17 protein-coding genes are annotated in these 17,953 nt (G+C 66.8%); 7 read left to right on the top strand and 10 right to left on the bottom strand.

Going from position 1 to position 17,953, the window contains the following annotated elements; all coding sequences use genetic code 11:
* Positions 1 to 122 precede the first annotated feature (122 nt).
* Positions 123 to 1,091 carry a helix-turn-helix transcriptional regulator gene (locus tag A8V01_RS13910; RefSeq protein ID WP_103096433.1) on the top strand — a complete coding sequence of 323 codons (969 nt, stop codon included), beginning with the start codon at positions 123 to 125 and terminating at the stop codon, positions 1,089 to 1,091.
* Here the strand turns inward: A8V01_RS13910 and A8V01_RS13905 are convergent.
* The 5 genes from A8V01_RS13905 to tsaD all read right to left on the bottom strand — a co-directional run bounded on the left by A8V01_RS13905 (position 1,088) and on the right by tsaD (position 6,220).
* Entirely contained in the window at positions 1,088 to 1,729 is a 642-nt protein-coding gene (locus A8V01_RS13905; protein WP_103096466.1) for a helix-hairpin-helix domain-containing protein, read from the bottom strand. The two genes, A8V01_RS13910 and A8V01_RS13905, sit on opposite strands and share 4 nt — an antisense overlap.
* 169 nt (positions 1,730 to 1,898) lie before the next feature.
* Positions 1,899 to 2,621, bottom strand: a complete 723-nt coding sequence (locus tag A8V01_RS13900) for an OmpA family protein (protein WP_103096432.1) — start codon at positions 2,619 to 2,621, stop codon at positions 1,899 to 1,901.
* 31 nt (positions 2,622 to 2,652) lie between these two features.
* Positions 2,653 to 4,194 carry a lipopolysaccharide biosynthesis protein gene (locus A8V01_RS13895; RefSeq protein ID WP_103096431.1) on the bottom strand — a complete coding sequence of 514 codons (1,542 nt, stop codon included), beginning with the start codon at positions 4,192 to 4,194 and terminating at the stop codon, positions 2,653 to 2,655.
* Positions 4,191 to 5,189: an NAD(P)H-dependent glycerol-3-phosphate dehydrogenase gene (locus A8V01_RS13890; RefSeq protein WP_103096430.1), complete on the bottom strand. Its 999-nt coding sequence runs from the start codon at positions 5,187 to 5,189 to the stop codon at positions 4,191 to 4,193. Before A8V01_RS13890 ends, A8V01_RS13895 begins: the two co-directional genes overlap by 4 nt.
* On the bottom strand, positions 5,186 to 6,220 hold the full coding sequence (tsaD, locus tag A8V01_RS13885; protein ID WP_103096429.1) for a tRNA (adenosine(37)-N6)-threonylcarbamoyltransferase complex transferase subunit TsaD: 1,035 nt from the start codon (positions 6,218 to 6,220) through the stop codon (positions 5,186 to 5,188). The genes A8V01_RS13890 and tsaD overlap by 4 nt, the downstream gene beginning before the upstream one ends.
* A gap of 44 nt (positions 6,221 to 6,264) precedes the next feature.
* Here tsaD and hemC point away from each other — a divergent pair, with 44 nt between their 5' ends.
* Genes hemC through A8V01_RS13870 form a run of 3 tightly spaced genes read left to right on the top strand, consistent with a single transcriptional unit; the run spans position 6,265 to position 8,915 of the window.
* A complete protein-coding gene (gene hemC / locus A8V01_RS13880; protein ID WP_103096428.1) occupies positions 6,265 to 7,215 on the top strand; it encodes a hydroxymethylbilane synthase in 951 nt (316 codons plus the stop codon).
* A gap of 7 nt (positions 7,216 to 7,222) precedes the next feature.
* Entirely contained in the window at positions 7,223 to 7,936 is a 714-nt protein-coding gene (locus tag A8V01_RS13875; protein ID WP_245892540.1) for a uroporphyrinogen-III synthase, read from the top strand.
* A 19-nt stretch (positions 7,937 to 7,955) separates the two neighbouring features.
* Positions 7,956 to 8,915 (top strand): hypothetical protein, encoded by a 960-nt coding sequence (locus A8V01_RS13870; RefSeq protein WP_342747387.1) that lies wholly within the window; start codon positions 7,956 to 7,958, stop codon positions 8,913 to 8,915.
* Between the two features lie 42 nt (positions 8,916 to 8,957).
* Here A8V01_RS13870 and A8V01_RS13865 read toward each other — a convergent pair whose 3' ends face one another.
* On the bottom strand, positions 8,958 to 9,782 hold the full coding sequence (locus tag A8V01_RS13865) for an SPOR domain-containing protein (RefSeq protein ID WP_103096426.1): 825 nt from the start codon (positions 9,780 to 9,782) through the stop codon (positions 8,958 to 8,960).
* A 3-nt stretch (positions 9,783 to 9,785) separates the two neighbouring features.
* Positions 9,786 to 11,534 (bottom strand): arginine--tRNA ligase, encoded by a 1,749-nt coding sequence (gene argS, locus A8V01_RS13860; protein WP_103096425.1) that lies wholly within the window; start codon positions 11,532 to 11,534, stop codon positions 9,786 to 9,788.
* Positions 11,535 to 11,918: 384 nt separating this feature from the next.
* Here argS and A8V01_RS28195 point away from each other — a divergent pair, with 384 nt between their 5' ends.
* Complete coding sequence (locus A8V01_RS28195) at positions 11,919 to 12,395, top strand: hypothetical protein (protein ID WP_170065932.1); 477 nt, start codon at positions 11,919 to 11,921, stop codon at positions 12,393 to 12,395.
* Between the two features lie 109 nt (positions 12,396 to 12,504).
* On the opposite strand, the gene A8V01_RS13855 is transcribed toward A8V01_RS28195, so the two are convergent.
* Both A8V01_RS13855 and A8V01_RS13850 read right to left on the bottom strand, forming a co-directional pair.
* The gene (locus A8V01_RS13855; RefSeq protein WP_103096424.1) at positions 12,505 to 13,338 is read right to left on the bottom strand and encodes an arginyltransferase; all 834 of its coding nucleotides are present in this window, start codon (positions 13,336 to 13,338) and stop codon (positions 12,505 to 12,507) included.
* Between the two features lie 240 nt (positions 13,339 to 13,578).
* Positions 13,579 to 14,847 carry a threonine ammonia-lyase gene (locus tag A8V01_RS13850; RefSeq protein WP_103096423.1) on the bottom strand — a complete coding sequence of 423 codons (1,269 nt, stop codon included), beginning with the start codon at positions 14,845 to 14,847 and terminating at the stop codon, positions 13,579 to 13,581.
* A gap of 195 nt (positions 14,848 to 15,042) precedes the next feature.
* On the opposite strand from A8V01_RS13850, the gene A8V01_RS13845 reads away from it, so the two are divergent.
* Together A8V01_RS13845 and A8V01_RS13840 are read left to right on the top strand one after the other, a co-directional pair.
* Positions 15,043 to 15,915, top strand: coding sequence for an NAD(P)-dependent oxidoreductase (locus A8V01_RS13845; RefSeq protein ID WP_103096464.1), 873 nt, complete (start codon positions 15,043 to 15,045; stop codon positions 15,913 to 15,915).
* Positions 15,912 to 17,618 (top strand): amidohydrolase, encoded by a 1,707-nt coding sequence (locus A8V01_RS13840; RefSeq protein ID WP_245892539.1) that lies wholly within the window; start codon positions 15,912 to 15,914, stop codon positions 17,616 to 17,618. The genes A8V01_RS13845 and A8V01_RS13840 overlap by 4 nt, the downstream gene beginning before the upstream one ends.
* A 19-nt stretch (positions 17,619 to 17,637) precedes the next feature.
* Here A8V01_RS13840 and A8V01_RS13835 read toward each other — a convergent pair whose 3' ends face one another.
* The gene (locus A8V01_RS13835; RefSeq protein WP_103096422.1) at positions 17,638 to 17,952 is read right to left on the bottom strand and encodes a type II toxin-antitoxin system RelE/ParE family toxin; all 315 of its coding nucleotides are present in this window, start codon (positions 17,950 to 17,952) and stop codon (positions 17,638 to 17,640) included.
* Position 17,953 lies beyond the last annotated feature (1 nt).

Genomic DNA, 17,953 nt, shown 5'->3' with positions numbered 1-17,953 from the left:
CCATTCGAATCGACGATCTGGCGGCGCTGTTTTCGCGCGCACCGTTTGAACAATCGGGCTGGGACACCGCGCTCAAGGCGCTTGCCGGTGCCACGGGATCAGCCCGCGCGCAGCTTATCGCGATGGGTGAAAGCCACACGCTGTTCAACTGGGTCACCGACATCCAGGAAGGCTACGTCGAAGACTTTCTGGCGATCGGCGGCCACCGGCCGGACGTGAACTACCGCGTTGCCGCATCCCGCCGTCCGGGCGAACTTGTCTGGGAACATCACTACGACGAAGTCCGCGCCGCGGCGGGCAACGACATCTACATCGACCACGTCCAGCGCTGGGACGCCGAACATGGCGCACAGCTGGTACTGGCGGACAACCCCGATGCGTTCTTCGGACTGGCGGCGCTCCATTCCGCAAGCGACGGGCGCACGACAGAGGGCCAGCGCAGCGCACTGCTGGCGGCCGCCCCGCACGTGATGGCCGCCATCCGACTGCAGGGGGCGATGGAGCATCAGGGCGCCGAACTGCTGCGCGGCTCGCTCGACGCGATGCGCACGGCGGCGATCCTGCTCGACGCGGGGGGGCGGGTACGTTCGGTCACCGAGGCAGCCGAGCAACTGCTGGCGCCCGACACCCTGCATATCCGCGCCGGCAGCATCAGGGCCGCGCGCCCGGACCTTGACCGTGCGCTGCAGATGCGGATCGGCCTGGCACTGGCCAGTCGGCAAGCCATGCCGTCCGAACTGTGGCTGCAATCACCGCAAGGGCCGATGCTGATAGAGATATGCGCCCTGCCCCGGCAGGACTGGAACTTCGGCTTCGCGCCCAGCGCGATCGTCACGCTAAAGGCTCCGCTGGGCTTCACCGGAGGGCAAGGCGCGCGCCTGTCATCCGCGCTGCAACTGACGCGGGCAGAGGGCGAAATCGTCGCGCTGCTCGCGCAGGGCCATTCGCGTCAGGAAATCGCCCTGCTGCGCAGCGTCAGCGCCCAGACGGTATCAAGCCAGCTGCGCACGATCTTCCAGAAGGCCGGGGTCAACCGGGAGGCCGAACTGGTGTCGATCGCTCGCGCCGTGATCGAAATGGGCAGCCGTTAAAGCTTGCCGAACTGCGCCTCGTAAGCACCGGTATCACCGCCGGCCAGAAGCCGCGCCTGTTCCACCCAGCTGTCGCGGCGCGGGCGGCCTGCGAAAGCGCCCAGCTTTCCGTCCAGTTCGTCAAGGTCCGCTTCGCTCCACGCCGCTATCTGTGCGTAAGTGGTCACCCCCAGCGAATGGAGCAGGGTGGCCATCTTGGGGCCAAGACCCTTGATCTTGCGCAAGTCGTCCGCCGGAACGTTGCCCTGCGCGGCCTCCGCGATCGGCGGGGCTGAGGGAGCCGGGGTGGGATCGGGCTCTGCCGCGATCGTCTGGGGCGGCTCATGAACCACTGGCTCATGCGCTCCAGAATCATGCGCGCGGGCTTCGTCCGCTTCTTCCTGCGCGGCGACGGCGATGACTTCGCCGATACCCGCCATCGTGCCTGCCATTGCGGGCGGATCGATGTGGTACTGCGAGGCCGGGGGCGCATCGTCTATCAGCGCCTGATTGCGCTGCGCGGGGGCCGCGCCCTCGTCCAGCACATCGGGGCGATGCTCACGCCGCGCAGGTCTGGAGCCGTGGATGAAGACCCAATAGGCCACCACGATGCCCACGAGCAGCGCGATGATGAACACCAGCCAGTTCGCCTGAACCATTTCCAGCACGTCAGTCCACCTTCCTGTGATTCCATATCACCGCGCCGATGCCGAAGCCGATCCCGTAGGATAGCAGCACCGAGACGGCCATTTCGAGCCATAGCGGCAAGGCAGCGTCCTTTCCTAGTCCCTCGAAGCCATCATTATGAGCACCATCATCCTGTACCCGTCACTCCGGCCCAGGCGTATCGATCGGCGTGGGTTTGACCGGCGCGGTGAACAGCACCGAGAACTCGATGCGCCGGTTCGCGGGATCCAGAGCGTCCAGCCCCTCCACCGGCCGCGCCGAACCAAGCCCCGCGGCGCGCAGGTTCCGGGCCGGGATACCCCGCGCGATGAGCGCCGAACGCACCGCTTCGGCCCGCGCCTGCGAGAGCGCGACGTTCACCTTCTGGTTGCCCGAAGCATCGGTATGCCCCGTCACCGCGATGATGCTGCCCACGCAAGGCCGCAGGACGCGCGCCACTTCGCCCAAAAGGCGTTCGCTTGACGGTTCAAGCCTTGTGCTGGCCTCGCCAAAGCGGATGGTGCGGGTTTCGAGGATGCGTTCCACATCGTCCTGACAATGAGCCGAGGCGCTACGCTCGTCCCCGTCGCGCGCCCAGCTCACCCCGGCGATACCCGGCACGGCGGCGATGGCAGCGGCAACACGCTTGCGGGTTGCGGGCGTCAAATCCCTGCCGCCGGAAAGAACCGGGTGACGGGTAAGCCAGCCGTAACGGTCGCGAAAGTTCAGCGTCACGCCCTTGCCGCCTGCGGCATCGCGCGCAGCGGATGCCTGGCGGTCAAGGCCATCGACGAAAGCCAGCCCCCGCGCCTTGGTGACGGCGAAGGACATGACCAGGCACAGCGCGGCTCCGGCGACGATCATCGATGCGCGGCGGGGATTCATGAGGCAAGCCTAGACAGTGAAAGCGCTAATGTCAGCCGGGCAGTTGCCCCTGAATGGGTGCCTCGACCTTCTTTGCCTTCTGGAACAGCCGGCGATCCTCCGGCCCGAACGCCTTCTTCCAGATGACGAGGAAGTACGAACCCAGAATCGCCGGGATGCCGAACGCCAGCGCCGCCCATTCGGGCAGGAAGCGCAGGGCAAGGAAGCCGATGACCACGGCAGGCACCGCAGCCCATATCAGCGCCCAGCGCCAGTTGTTGATCGGCTCCTTCAGGATGCGCGAGAGCATCACCGACTTGACGATGGAAGACAGCCCCAGCGCCAGCATCAACGCGCAGGCCGCCGCCGCTGCCTGGAACAGAGGGTTGAAGCCCAGCCGCTGCATCAGCAGGATGCCGAACAGCGTCAGCGCCGCCTGCAGCACGATCGTGCCGATAGAGACCCACAAGTTGCGCAGGCGCGCCACGTAGATCAGCGCCGCTTCGCTCACCACCGCCGTCGCCGCGACGACTTCGGCGGCAAGCAGGAAGGCCAGCGCGCCCGTGCCGCCCACGAACTCACGCCCGACAAGGCCCATCACCCCGTTGCCCGGAATGCCCAGCGCCAGCGCGATGCCCGCCTGCGATGCGGTGATCCAGAAACCCACCTGACAGACCTGCCGGGCGATCGCGGCATAGTCCTTTTCCTTGAGGTTGCGGGTTATTACCGGACCAAGCACCGGCTCGAAGCTTGTCTTGAGCTTTTGCGGCAGGCTCGCCACCTGCTGCGCGGCGTAATAAACGCCCACGGCCGAGGCCGGGGCAAGGAAGCCGAGCAGGAAGATATCGACGCGCCGCGTGCCCCATTCGATGGCGTCCGCCAGCGCGATCGGCAGCGAGCGTAGTGCCAGCTTGCGCATCGCGCCGGGTCGGGGCTTCCACCCGCGCGGCAGGCCATATTCGCGGAAGAATGGGATGAACGCGGTGATCGCTGCGGCATAGATCGACGCGATATAGGCGATCGACAGCCCGCTTTCGGGTGCCACCCAGATCATCGCACCGGCCATGATCGAGATCGTCCATGGCTCAACGATCGCGCGCGACCACACTGTAGGGCTCACCCGCAGGCGATAGGCGAGCGCGGCCAGCCAGATTTCGGTCATCGTGAAAGGCGGCAGCGCGATCACCATCAGGCGATCGATCTGGGTATAGTGACCGCCGGGGAACAGCACGTCCGGCACGAACCAGAAGAGCAGCGCGGCGGTGCAGCTGGCGATCAGTGCCAGGATGGAGCCATCGGCGATGACGTTCGCGGGCCGCACCTGCCCTTCGGTATCGGACAGGCGCTGCGCCAGGCCACGCTTCTCGCCCATCGTGCAAAGCATCGAGGTCAGTTCGATCAGCACAAGCGCCGATGCGAAGCGGCCGAGCGCGGCGGGACCGTAGGACGCGGCGCGCCCGGCTATGAACAGGAACGGGATGCGCGCGGCAAGGCGCAGGAAGAAGCCGAACAGGTTGGTTCGCCCACCCTTGGCAAGCGCGGCGATATCGTCGCGCTCCTTCTCTCCCTGGGGGGCGGCGGTAGGATCAGTCAAGAAAGGGGCTCCTGCTCGTCGCGCAGGGGGCGCGACAGGAGATCGTTGACGACAGCACCAGCCGGGGCTTCACCCTTCAGCAGCCGGTCAACCGCTTCGACGATGGGCATCTGGATGCCATCACGGCGGGCAAGATCGGCAAGCACGGGCGCGGTTGCCGCGCCTTCGGCCACGCTGTTCTTGCCCGACAATGCCTCTGCGGCGGTCAGCCCCTTGCCCAGCGCAAGGCCAAGCGAGAAGTTGCGGCTGGACGTGGAAGAGCAGGTCAGCACCAGATCGCCGAGGCCGCACAGACCCGACAGCGTCTCTGCACGGGCGCCGCGCGCAAGGCCAAAGCGCAGCATTTCGGCATAGCCGCGCGCGATCAACGCCGCGCGGGCATTCTGGCCAAGGTTCAGCCCTTCCACCACGCCGCAGGCGATGGCGAGCACGTTCTTCACCGCGCCGCCGATCTCGGCACCGACGACATCGTCGGAATAATAGGGCCGCAGCGCCGGACGGGCGAGCAGCGACGCCAGCCGGTCCCACTGCGCGCGCCCGCCGCCACAAGCCAGCGTCACGGCGGTGGGCAGCCCGGCAGCAACTTCGTGCGCAAACGTGGGCCCGGACAGCACCGCCAGCCGCTCCGACGCGCAGGCGCTGGCGGCAACGTCGGCCATCAGGCGGCCGGTTCCGGCCTCGATACCCTTGGCACAGAGCACCAGATCGCGCGAACCGTCAGGCAGGCCCGCGATGACCGCAGCAAGGAACTGCGCGGGCACCACCACCACCAGCGCGGGCAGCGCCGCAAATTCGGCAAGATCGCTGGAGGCGCGGATCGTCGGTGCCAGCGCGGCGCTGGGCAGGTAAAGGCCGTTGCGGCGGTCGCGGTTGATCTCCTCGACCAGTTCGGCCTCGCGCGCCCAGAGCAGGACATCGCTGCCATCCGAAGCGAACGCTTGCGCCAGGGCCGTGCCCCATGCGCCCGCGCCAATCACACCGATCTTCGCGCTCATGCCTTCACTCCCGCACCGCGCACCGTCTCGGCCTCCGGGTCGAGCGGCCAGCGCGGGCGCGCGGCCACGTCGAGGGGGTCGGACTGTCCGCGCTCGAACCGCTCCACACCGGCCCAGGCGATCATCGCCGCATTATCCGTACACAGCGCCAGCGGCGGTGCGATGAACGGCAGCGAATGCGCTTCGGCCAGCGTTTCCAACGCGCCGCGGATCGCCTTGTTCGCGGCAACCCCGCCCGCGACGACCAGCGCGTTCACCGGGCCGGCCTTCGCAAGCGCGCGGCGGGTACGGTCGATCAGGCAGTCGATCGCGGCCTGCTGGAACGATGCGGCGATGTCGGCATCGGCATATTCGCCCGACTGCTTGGCGCGCAACACCGCGCTCTTCAGCCCGGCGAAGGAGAAGTGCGGTTCCTCCGAACCCTTGAGCGGGCGCGGCAGCGGCACCTTCCTGGCGTCGCCCTGCAGCGCCAGCCGCTCAAGCGCGGGACCGCCGGGATAGCCAAGGCCGAGGACCTTCGCGGACTTGTCGAAAGCCTCGCCCAGCGCATCGTCGATAGTGGTGCCGATGCGGCGGAACCGGCCCACGCCTTCCACCAGCAGAATCTGGCAATGCCCGCCCGATACCAGCAGCAGCAGGTAGGGATATTCAAGGCTGGCATCGGCAAGGCGCGGCGACAGGGCGTGGCCTTCCAGATGGTTGACCGCGATCAGCGGCTTGTCGGTGGCCATCGCCAGCGCCTTGGCGGTAACAAGGCCAACCATGACCCCGCCGATCAGCCCCGGCCCGGCGGTGGCGGCGATCGCGTCCACCTGATCCAGCGTCATCCCGGCATCGGCCAGCGTCGCCTCGATCAGCGGGGCGATCCGCTCTGCATGGGCGCGTGCGGCGATCTCCGGCACGACGCCGCCATAAGGGCGATGCGCCTCGTCCTGAGAGGCGATGCGTTGGGCGAGGATCACCCTGCCGTCGGTGACCAGCGCCGCCGCCGTCTCGTCGCAGGAGGATTCGATGCCGAGAACTATGCTCATCCGGCCTTCCCCTGAACGACAATGCCCGGTAGCACAAGCCGCCGATGACCCACGATAAACAACTCGATACCTTCCGCCCTGAGCGTTACAAATTGGGCACACGCCGTTCGCCGCTGGCGATGGCGCAGGCCCATGAAGCGCGAGACCGGCTTGCTCAGGCGCACGGAATCGATCCCGCGCATATAGAGATCGTTGCCGTCACCGCCAGCGGCGATCGCATACAGGACCGCGCGCTCGCCGAAATCGGCGGCAAGGCGCTTTGGACCAAGGAACTGGACGCCTGGCTTGCTTCCGGCGAAATTGACTTCGCGGTGCATTCGGCCAAGGACGTCGAGACGATCCGCCCCGCAGCCTTCACGATCGGCGCGATCCTTCCGCGAGAGGACGTGCGCGATGTCCTGGTGGGCGCGGAAAGCATCGCCGCTCTGCCACAAGGCGCCGTCGTCGGAACCAGCGCCCCGCGCCGCGCCGCGCAATTGCTCCACGCCCGCCCGGATTGCACCGTGGTGACCTTTCGCGGCAACGTTGCCACCCGCCTTGCCAAGCTGGCAGCCGGGGAAGCCGACGCTACCTTCCTTGCCGCCGCCGGGCTCCACCGCCTTGGCGAAACGGGCACGGGCCACCCGCTCGACGCAGAAGACTGGCTGCCCGCCCCGGCGCAGGCCGCGATCATGATCGAATGTCGCGCCGACGACGCGGCCACCCGCGCCTTCGTTTCCGCCGTGGACCATGCGCCCAGCCGCGCGCAGGTCATGGCCGAACGCGCGCTGCTGGCGGGGCTTGGCGGCAATTGTCACAGCCCGATCGCGGTGCTGACCCGCAACGAAGGCGCCGACCTTGTCATGCGCGCCACGCTCTACAGTCCCGACGGCGCCGAGCATGTCAGCGGCGAAGCCCGCTTTGCGGACGATGACGCGAAAGGCCCCGCCCGCCTTGCCGCCGACCTGCTGGCCCGCGCGGTGCCTGCCATCGCGGTGCACTTTGCGGGGCCGTGAGCCGCCCGTGATCCTCATTCTGCGCCCCGAACCCGGCGCGGCCTCCACGCTGGCAGCCGCGCAGGCAGGCGGGCTGAAGGCGCTGGTCTTCCCACTGTTCGCGGTGCGCCCTACACTCTGGCAGCCCGTCGCCCGCAATGACATCGACGCCCTGCTGCTCGGCAGCGCCAATGCCCTGCGTCATGGCGGGACCGCGCTGGCAGGCTATCGCGGGTTGCCGGCCTATTGCGTGGGCGAAACCACGGCCGCCGCCGCGCGCGCTGCGGGGATGGAGGTTGCCGCGACAGGTCATGGCGGCCTGCAGAACCTGCTTGGCGTGCTCCAGCCCGGCCACAGCCGCCTGCTGCGCCTTGCCGGACGGGAGCGGACCATGCTCGACCCGCCCGCGCGTGTCACGATCACCACGCGCGAAGTCTACGCCAGCGAAGCGCTGCCCGTCCCCGCGGGGCTGATCGAGGCCCTGCGGGCGCCTGCGCCTCAGCCGGTGCCTGCCGCCGTCATCGCCCTGCTCCATTCCGGCGAGGCTGCCGCCCGCTTCGCGCAGATCTGCGATGAAGCCGCCATCGCGCGCGGGTCCATCCGCCTTGCCGCCATCGGCCCGCGTGTCGCTGCGCACGCCGGCGCGGGCTGGGCAGCGGTCCGCAGCGCCCGCCGCCCGGACGACGCCGCATTGCTGGCCTTGGCGCAACAGATGTGCCAAGAAGCCGCTTACGGACATTAACCGCGACGACAAGGACTTGATGCAGGACACCCCGCCGCCGGCCACTTCAGCGTATTCCGGCCCTGAGCACTTCGGGGGCGCCGCGCCTCGCCGTTCGGCGGGCATGACGCTGTTCATCGCGCTTGTCGCCTTCGCGATCGGTGCCGGGCTTGTCGCCTGGCTGGCCACGCGGGGCTATCTGCCTACACTGCTTGAAGCGGCGACTTCGGCGACATCGCAAGCCACTGCGCCTGCGCCTGCCGCTGCCCCCGCACCCTCAGCGCCGCCGGCCGCGCAGATGTCGCAGATCGCCACCGTCGAAGGTCGGCTTGCGATGATCGAGGACCGGATTTCACGCATCGATTTCCAGACCGATGCGGCGGCCGGCAACGCCGGACGGGCCGAAGGGCTGCTTATCGCCTTCGCCGCGCGCCGCATGATCGACCGGGGAGAGCCGCTTGGCTACGTGGCCGATCAGCTGCGCCTGCGCTTCATGAACGCCCAGCCCCGCGCAGTGCAAACGGTGGTGGACTTCGCCGCCAGCCCGGTCACCATCGACGGGCTGAGCGCGCGGCTTGAAGCCCTTTCGCCCGAACTGACGGTGACAGATACCAACCGCAGCCTGTGGGAGCGCACCCGCCACGAGATCACTTCGCTCTTCGTGGTGCGCCGCGATTCGGCCGCGCTCGCCAATCCGGCCGCGCGCATCGAACGTGCCCGCCTGATGCTCACCGCCAAGCGGATTGACGCCGCCATCGGCGAAGTGGAGCGCCTGCCCGGCGCCGAATCGGCGAATACCTGGATTGCGGACGCCCGCCGCTACGAGGCCGTGCAGAAGGCGCTCGACCTGCTTGAAACCACCGCAATGCTGGAGCCCAACCGGTTGCAGGATTCCAACGGCCGCACCGTTGACCAGCCAAGTCCGCTGGCCCCCGCCGCACCGGCAGGCGAACCCACCGAAGCGGCAGACCCGGCGCCTGAAGCCTCCGAAGGCGCCTGAACCCCGCCGCCCGGCGCAGCCCGGTTTGGGGCGGCCGGGCCTTCAGTTCTTGACCTGGCAGCTCATCCCGACGCCCTTCATGCCCGCGCACAAGGCCCGCGCCGCAGCGGCATCACCCGGCACGGCCTGAAGACGGTAGACCGTGCCGATATCGGCCTTGCCCTGCACTACGCGGTGGCTCATCCCGGCCAGCGGCTCGTACTGGGTCTTGAGCGTGTTCCAGCCGGCTTCGGCCGCCGCCTTGTTGGCATAGGCGCCAACCTGAACGCCTACGCCGCTAACCACCGGCGCGGCCTCCTGCGGCTTTGCCTCGGGCGTTGCTGCCGCAGGCCGGGCCGCTTCGGTCGTGGGTGTGCTGAAACCGGGAGCAGGTGCATCATCGCGCCGGTCGATCTGGACCGGACGGGACTGCCCCTCTGCCACGGCGAAGCTGGTGTCGCCCGTCCCTTCGACGACTTCGCCACCGGGATTCTCGGGCTTCACCTTGTACGGAGCCTTGGGCGCGGTGATCACGCCGCCATCGGCCACCAGCGGCTGATCCGGGCGGCTCTTGATCGCCCAGATCACGCCGCCGCCGATCACCGCCAGCGCGACAAGCCCAAGCGCGCCCAGGATCACGCCCTGGCCGATGCCCGAACGCGCTTCCTCGTAACCGTCGTCATCGCCCTCAAGCCAGGGGAGGCGCACGTCCTCCTCCAGCTGGAGCTGGTGCGGCTGCTGCGACTGTTGCGACAGGCCGCCGAACGCGGCCGAGGCTGACCGCGCGGCGCCGTCCTCCTCGAAGTAGGGGGTGCCCTGCCTGCCGTTACCGAAGACCGGGTTCTTCTTTTCCGGTTTCGGGAAATAGCCGTCGTCAGCGCCTGCCATGGATCACATTTCCTCCACCGCCTCGACCCCAAGCAGAGCCAGGCCGTTGCGGACAAGTTGCCCGATCTGCGCCGCCAGGAAAAGACGGGCGCCCGTCAGGTTTGCATCCTGCGCGTTAACAAACCGCTTTTCCACCCGATCGTTGCCAAGGTTCCAGTAACCGTGGAACGCTGCAGCCACGTCACCAAGGTAGAAGGCGATGCGGTGCGGTTCGCGCGCGGCTGCGGCAGCCTCGACGATGCGGGGGAACTGCGCGGCCAGCTTGACCAGCTCCAGTTCCTCTTCGCCCAGCAGCTCAAGGTGATCGCCCGAGGGGGTGAAGCCGCCTTCGGCCAGCCCCTTGCGCAGCGTCGAGTGGACGCGGGCATTGGCGTACTGGACGTAGAAGACGGGGTTGTCCTTGCTCGCTTCCACCACCTTGGCGAAATCGAAGTCCATCTGCGCTTCGGGCTTGCGGGTCAGCATGGTGAAGCGCACCACGTCCTTGCCCACTTCCGTCACGACTTCGGCCAGCGTCACGAAGTTGCCCGAACGCTTGGACATCTTCACCGGCTCGCCGTCGCGCAGCAGCTGGACCATCTGGACCAGCTTGATCTCGAACGGCGTGGGTTCACCGTCAGCGCCCGTCATGGCAGCGACGGCGGCCTTGATGCGCTTGACGGTGCCGGCGTGATCCGCACCCCAGATGTCCACCAGCGCGTCGGCGCTCTGGGCCTTCTGGAAGTGGTAGGCAAGATCGGCGCCGAAGTAGGTCCAGGTGCCGTCCGACTTCTTGATCGGGCGATCCTGATCGTCGCCGAACGCGGTCGACTTGAACAGCGGCAGTTCCACCGGCTCCCAGTCATCAGGCGTCTTGCCCTTGGGCGCTTCGAGCACGCCGTCGTAGACGAGGCCCTTGGCGCGCAGCCAGCTTTCCGCCTCGTCAGGCTTGCCGCTGGCCTGAAGTTCCGCCTCGGACGAGAACAGGTCGTGGTGGATGCCCAGCAGGCCAAGGTCTTCCTTGATCATCACCAGCATCGCGGCGACCGCCTTTTCGCGGAACAGCACCAGCCACTCCGATTCGGGCGCGGCGGCGTACCTGTCACCGAACTCGGCCGCCAGCTGCTGGCCGACTGGGATCAGGTACTCACCCGGATAGAGCCCTTCCGGGATCGCGCCGACGTCCTGCCCCAGCGCTTCGCGGTAACGCACGTGGGCCGAGCGGGCGAGCACCTGCACCTGCGCGCCGGCATCGTTGACGTAGTATTCCTTGATGACCTTGTGGCCCGCGAATTCCAGCAGCGTCGCCAGCGCATCGCCGACAACCGCGCCGCGGCAGTGGCCCATATGCATCGGACCCGTAGGGTTGGCCGAGACGTATTCGATGTTCACCGTCGACCCGCCGCCCATGCTTGAACGGCCGTAATCCGCGCCCAGACCGGCAATCGCGCGCAGTTCGGTGAGCCAGGTGGCGGACGAGAGGCGCAGGTTGATGAAGCCCGGCCCGGCGATCTCGGCCGAAGTCACCGAATCGAGCTTCGACAGTTCCGCCACCAGCGCCTCTGCCAGATCGCGGGGCTTCATCCCGGCGGGCTTGGCCAGCACCATCGCGGCGTTGGTGGAAAGATCGCCGTGCGAGGGATCGCGCGGCGGCTCGACCGTGATCGCGCCTCGCTTGAGGCCGCCCGGCAGCGTGCCCGCTGCTTCCAGCGCATCGAGCGCGGCGGAAAGGTGGCCTGCAAAGGCGGCGTAAAGGGTTTCGGTCTTGCTCATGACGCGCGCGGATAGCCCAAGTGCGGGCAAAGGGGAACAGGGCCCGACGCGCGATGCGCAAGGTGACAGGTTTACACGCTTTACACGGTCCAGAGGGAAAAGGTGTCACCTTGGGGCCGGAAAGTGTCACCTTAGGGCCGCAAGGTGACACATTTAGCCGTCGATGTGTCACCTTGCGCGGTTGAGGTGTAACCTTGTGGTGTAACCTTGTGACGGGGATGCTGGGGGCGTTGCATGGATCGCAATGTACTGGAATGCGCCATGTGTAGGAAAGTGGACTGTCGGCAAACGCCCCATCCTAGTCGTTGACGAGCAGGTGCTTGAGATTCCAAAGCGGTCGCAAAGCCGGACTCTTCCCGGCGTAGCCTTCATAGTACAGGTTCAATGATGCCTTACGACGCCGGAACAAAACTGGAAGGGCATCTCAAGTTTATCGGACTGATCGGAATGGCCGTGTTCATTGGAGCGGCGCTTTTCGTCGGACCAAAGCCAAAACCTGATCCACTCAACCATTTAGCATATGGTTGCTTCGCCTCGAAAAGCGCACCTCCTATACGGCTCGAAGCTAATGGCATGATAATCGAGCAGAAAAATTTTCCGATCATCGGTTTCCACTTAGAGCGCCATAAGACAGGGATCGCGCTTACTGCCGAACGCCCTATATCTGCTGACGTGTCAGCTTCTGGATACCAATACTCTATAGATAAACGAGGCTCAGGAAAATTTCTAAACTTCTATAAGGTCGTAAATCAAGAGACATATGGTGTCTTTGATGAAACTGACCTTCACAGTTTTCAGATGCTCGCGAACGATGGTCAATATATTGCTTATTCAAGGGCCGATCCGGCGGAATGCGCATAAAGCTACCTTCTGCCTTTGTGCACTTGCTGCCCAAAAGCCGCAGGACCGCAAACCACCCAAATCAGACCTTCCAACACCGCTCTGACATAGCGTGGCGGTGCGGCGCTGATCAGCCCTTGGTGACGGAGGGCATGCCGTCCTTGGGGCCGGTGGCGCCGTCGTCGCGGTGGGGGTTGGCTACGGCGGCGGCGATCAGGCGGTCGTGTTCGGCGGGTTCTATGCGTTCCCAGCCTGCGCGACCCAGCTTTTCCATCGGGCGATAGCGCACCTTGTACTGCATGCGCGCCGACCCTTCGACCCAGTAGCCAAGGTAGACGTAGCCAAGGCCCATGTCCGTGGCGCGGCGGATGTGATCGAGGATGATGTAGTTGCCCAGCCCCTGCCGTTCGCTTTCGGGATCGTAGAACGAATAGATCATCGACAGCCCATCGCACTGGCGGTCGGTCAGGCAGGCGCCGACGAGGCGGCCGGGGACGACGCCGTCAGCCGAAGGTTCGCGGTATTCGATGACGTAGCTGGTGACGGGGGTGTGTTCCACCATGTCGGCGAAATCGACTTCGTCCATCGTCGTCATCCCGCCTTCGGGGTGGCGGGCCGCAAGATAGCGCTGCAGCAGTTCGAACTGTTCGCTGGTGGACCAGGGGCGGCAGACGGTGGCGACAAGGTCCGAATGCGCATCCAGCGTGCGCTTCTGCGTGCGTGAGGCGCGGAATTCCCCGGCGACCACGCGCACCGAGACGCAGGCGTTGCAATCGATGCAGGACGGGCGATAGGCAACCGTCTGGCTGCGGCGAAAGCCGATGCGGCCCAGCGCATCGTTCAGCGAATCGGCGTGCGGGCCCTTGAGTTCGGTGAACACCTTGCGTTCGCTACGGCCCGGAAGATACGGGCACGGCGCCGGGCTCGTCACGAAAAAGCGCGGGAATCGAACGGGGGCCGTCACCTAACTGGATCTTCCTCTAGCGTTTGCTGCCGACCTTCATGTCCGCCTGCTGTCCCAAATATGCATAGCGCCGCAGCGTCTTGCGAGTCCTTTAACCACAAAAACCGACCATCCGGCAGCGAATTAACGCCGGACTGGCGCTATCGGCCCGCACCCGTGCCAAAACGGGGCGGCGGGCCGATGTAATCGTTACCCGCAAACGCCACTTCACGCGGCTTGCGGGGAACAACGCCGCAAGGGTCAGTCGGTTTCGACCAGCTTCACTTCGTAGCCTTCGCGGCGCAGCCCGGCGATCAGCGCCTGCAACTGGGCCTGATCGCGCGCCTCGCACTCGATCTCGGTGACGAGGCCCTTGGCGGGCAAGTGCGTGAAGATGCGCTGGTGGAAGACTTCGATGATGTTGACGTTGTGTTCGTGGAAGATCTTGGCAACCTTGAACAGCGCGCCGGCGCGGTCCTGCAACCCGATCTTGAGGCGCGCAAGGCGGCCGGAACGGGCAAGATCGCGCAGCAGCACGTTGGCCAGCAGGCGCGTGTCGATGTTGCCGCCCGTCAGCACAAGGCCGATCTTGCGGCCCGCGAACAGTTCGCGGTTGTTGAGCACGGCCGCAAGCCCCGATGCGCCCGCGCCTTCGACCAGCGTCTTTTCGATCTGCAGCAGCAGCGCCAGCGCGCTTTCGATCTGCGGTTCGCTGACCAGCAGGAATTCGTCCACCAGCGTGCGCAGCACCCTGGATGTCATCAGGCCCGGCGCGATCACCGCGATGCCTTCGGCCAGCGTATCGCCGCCGATCGGCAGGCTGGTGCCCTTGAGCAGATTGTACATCGAAGGGTAAAGCTGCGCCTCCACCGCGACCAGCCGGATATCGGGCCGGATATCGCGCGCGATGGTGCCCATGCCGGTGGACAGGCCGCCGCCGCCGACCGGCAGCACCAGCGTATCCAGTTCGGGCACGTCCTCCAGCATTTCCAGCGCCACGGTGCCCTGCCCGGCCGCCACGTTCGGATCGTCGAAGGGGTGGACGAAAGTAAGGCCCAGTTCGGCCTCAAGCTTGCGCGCATGGGCAAAGGCTTCGTCGAAGCTTTCGCCTTCCAGCACCACCTTGCCGCCCACGCTTTCGGTCTGCATGACCTTCACGGTCGGCGTGGTCTTGGGCATGACGATGGTGACGGGCACGCCAAGGCGCGTGCCGTGGTAGCTGAGGCCCTGCGCATGGTTGCCCGCAGACGCCGCGATGACGCCGCGCGCCTTCTGCTCTTCGGTCAGCAGCATCAGCGCGTTAAGCGCGCCGCGTTCCTTGTAGGCGGCGGTGAACTGCAGGTTTTCGAACTTGAGCCAGATGTCGGCGCCGGTGATCGCGCTCAGCGTGGAACTGTAGAGCGTGGGCGTGCGCACGACCTTGCCCGAAATTCGCATCGCCGCCGCGCGAACGTCGGCTGCGGTCAGCGGGGCGTCGGTGGCGGAAGCCACGGCGTCCGCGGGAGCGATGTTGAGCAAAGTCTGGTCCATAGACCCGCGCGCCTACCGGAAACCGCGCCGAATGGAAAGCAAAGTCGCCCCGAACCGGTGTGGAACGACAGCTATGGCGGTTTGCTTTTGGGCAAAAGACGCTAAGAACGGCGCATGACCGAAGAGAGCGCCACCGAAGCCGCCGCCGCCCCGGCAGTCCCGCCCCGCCCGGCAGTGCCGCCGCGCAAGGTGTCGATGATCGGCCTCGGCACGATGGGCGGCGCGATCGCGCGGCACATCGCCGAGGCAGGGCACGAACTGACGATCTACAACCGCACGCCCGAACGCGCACGCAAGTGGCGCGATGCCAACCCCGGCCTTGCCCATCGCATCGCCGCCAACCCGGCTCACGCAGCGCAGGACGCAGACGTGGTGATCACCTGCGTCGGCAACGACGACGACCTTGCCGATGTAGTGCTCGGCCCCAACGGGGTGTTCCGCATGCTCAAGCGCGGGGGCACCTTCATCGATCACACCACGGTGTCGGCGCGCATCGCCCGCCAGATCTCGGTCGAGGCGCGCGATCTCAAGATCCACTGCGTCGACGCCCCGATGACCGGCTCGCAGATCGGCGCGGAAAAGGGCACGCTGACGCTGATGTGCGGCGGGCGCGACGACGCGCTGGAAGCCGCGCGGCCGATCATGGAAAGCTACTCCAGCCGCATCGTCCACGTCGGCAAGGCAGGGTCTGGCCAGATCGCCAAGATGGCCAACCAGATCTGCATCGCCGGCAACGTCGCCGCGCTGGCAGAGGCGGTACGCTTCGCGCAGGCGTCCCACCTCGACATGGACAAGGTCTACGAGGCGATCTCGGGCGGGGCCGCGCAGTCGTGGCAGATGGACAACCGCTGGAAGACCATGGACGCCGGAGAGTTCGACTTCGGTCTTGCGATCGACTGGATGCGCAAGGATCTGGGCCTCAGCCTGGAAGAAGGCCGCGGGCTTGGCGTCTCGTTGCCGGTGGCGGCGCTGGTGGATCAGTTCTTCTCGGACATTCAGGCACAGGGCGGCGGGCGACTGGATACCAGCGCCATCATCAAGCGGCTCCCCCAGAAGGGTAAATCGTGAATTCATGGATTGCGGCAGCGGTCACGCTGCTTTCGGGTACGGCGCTGGCATCTCCGGCGCTGGCCGCTCCGGCACTGGACGGGGTGCTTGTCGACAACGTCGAGGGCGTCACGCCTGACGGCAGGGGCGGAGTGGAGCGCTTCGAAGGCTTCCTGATCGACCCCGAAGGCAAGATCGCGCAGATCTTCCACAAGGGCGACAAGCGGCCCAAGAAGGTGGCCTACAAGGTCGACGGCAAGGGCCGCATCGTCGTGCCCGGCATGATCGACGCGCATGGCCACGTGATGGCCACCGGCTTTGCGAAGATGACGCTGGACCTGTCGATGGCCAAGTCGCTTGACGAAGCCCTGTCCCGCATCGCCGCGTGGACCGCCGCGCATCCCGAAGCGCCGTGGATCCTGGGCGGTGGCTGGAATCAGGCGAGCTGGGGGCTGGATCGCATGCCCACCGCCGCCGAACTCGACAAGGTGACCGGCGGCAAGCCCGCCTGGCTCATGCGGATCGACGGGCACGCGGGATGGGCCAACTCCGCCGCGCTGTCCGCTGCGGGCGTCACCGCCACAACGGCCGACCCGGCAGGCGGCGAAGTGCTGCGCGTGGCGGGATCGAAGGCCCCGGCGGGCGTGCTGATCGACGCCGCCACCGCGCTGGTCGAGAAGAAGCGCCCCAAACCGCGCCCCGAAGATGCCGACACCGCCTTTGGCGAGGCGCAGCTGCAGTTCCTGGCCGCGGGCGTCACCACCGTGGCCGACATGGGCACTTCGATCGAGGACTGGCAGACCTTCCGCCGCGCCTCCGACAAGCACCAGTTGCGCATGCGGATCGTCGCCTATGCGGGCGGGATCGAGGCGATGCAGCTGATCGGCGGCCCCGGCCCGACGCCGTGGATCGACGACGACCGGTTGAAGATGAACGGCATCAAGCTTTACCTCGACGGGGCGCTGGGATCGCGGGGCGCATGGCTCAAGGCACCTTACGCGGACGATGCAGGCACGAAGGGGCTGCCGCAGATGAGCAGCACCCAGCTTGGCAACCTGATGAGCCGCGCCGCGATGGACGGGTTCCAGGTGGCCGTCCACGCCATCGGCGACGAGGCCAACGCCACCGTGCTCGATTCGATCGAGGAACTGTCGCAGACCTACAAGGGCGATCGCCGCTGGCGTATCGAACATGCGCAGATCGTCGACCCCGCCGATATCCCGCGCTTCGCCCGCAACGGCGTGATCGCATCGATGCAGCCGCAGCACGAAGCGTCGGACCGCACGATGGCCGAAGCGCGCCTTGGCCCGCAACGGCTCGCGGGCGCCTATGCGTGGAAGTCGATCGCGGCGACCGGCGCCAAGCTGGCCTTCGGCTCCGACACGCCGGTGGAGCCCGCACACCCCTTCGAAGGGCTGGCGGTGGCGATCAGCCGCACCGGCGCCGACGGTCAGCCGATGGGCGGCTGGCAGCCGCAGGAAATCCTGACGCGCGAAGCGGCGCTGGGCGCCTACACCACGGGCGCGGCATATTCCCTGTTCGCGGAGGACCGGCTGGGCCGCATCGCGCCGGGCCTGCGCGCGGACTTCCTGTTCGTGGACGAAGACCCGATGACCGCCGCCCCGCAGGCCCTGCGCGGCACCCATGTTCTGGAAACGTGGATCGGCGGGCGACTGGCGTGGTCGGCGGCGCAGGACGGCGGCAAGGCTGGGGTGCGGCGGTAGGACAGCGGGGCCTGCCCGATCAGGCCCCGCTGTCCTCGCGAAACCGGTCCATCAGGTGCATTCGTTCGTGCAGAATGGTGACGATACCCACCATATCGTCACCAAGCAGCCGCCAATAGACGTAGTGGTGCTCGTGGCGGCAGTAAAAGCCATCCACGCCGAAATCGCCAGGGATCGCGCGCCACGGCTGGTCGTGCCGTGCTATGCTGTCGAAGCGAGAGAAAAGGCCGCGTATATAGGCTTGCGCCTGTGCATCGCCCCATGTGTCACGCGTATAGACGTAAATCTCGTCAAGCCGCTGTCCGGCGATCGCGGAAACCCTGAAACCGGCCATG

This window comes from Novosphingobium guangzhouense (genome assembly GCF_002896965.1).
Classification (GTDB): domain Bacteria; phylum Pseudomonadota; class Alphaproteobacteria; order Sphingomonadales; family Sphingomonadaceae; genus Novosphingobium; species Novosphingobium guangzhouense.
Note: the sequence above shows the minus strand (reverse complement) of the source record. Positions and strands in the feature narration are given on the sequence as shown.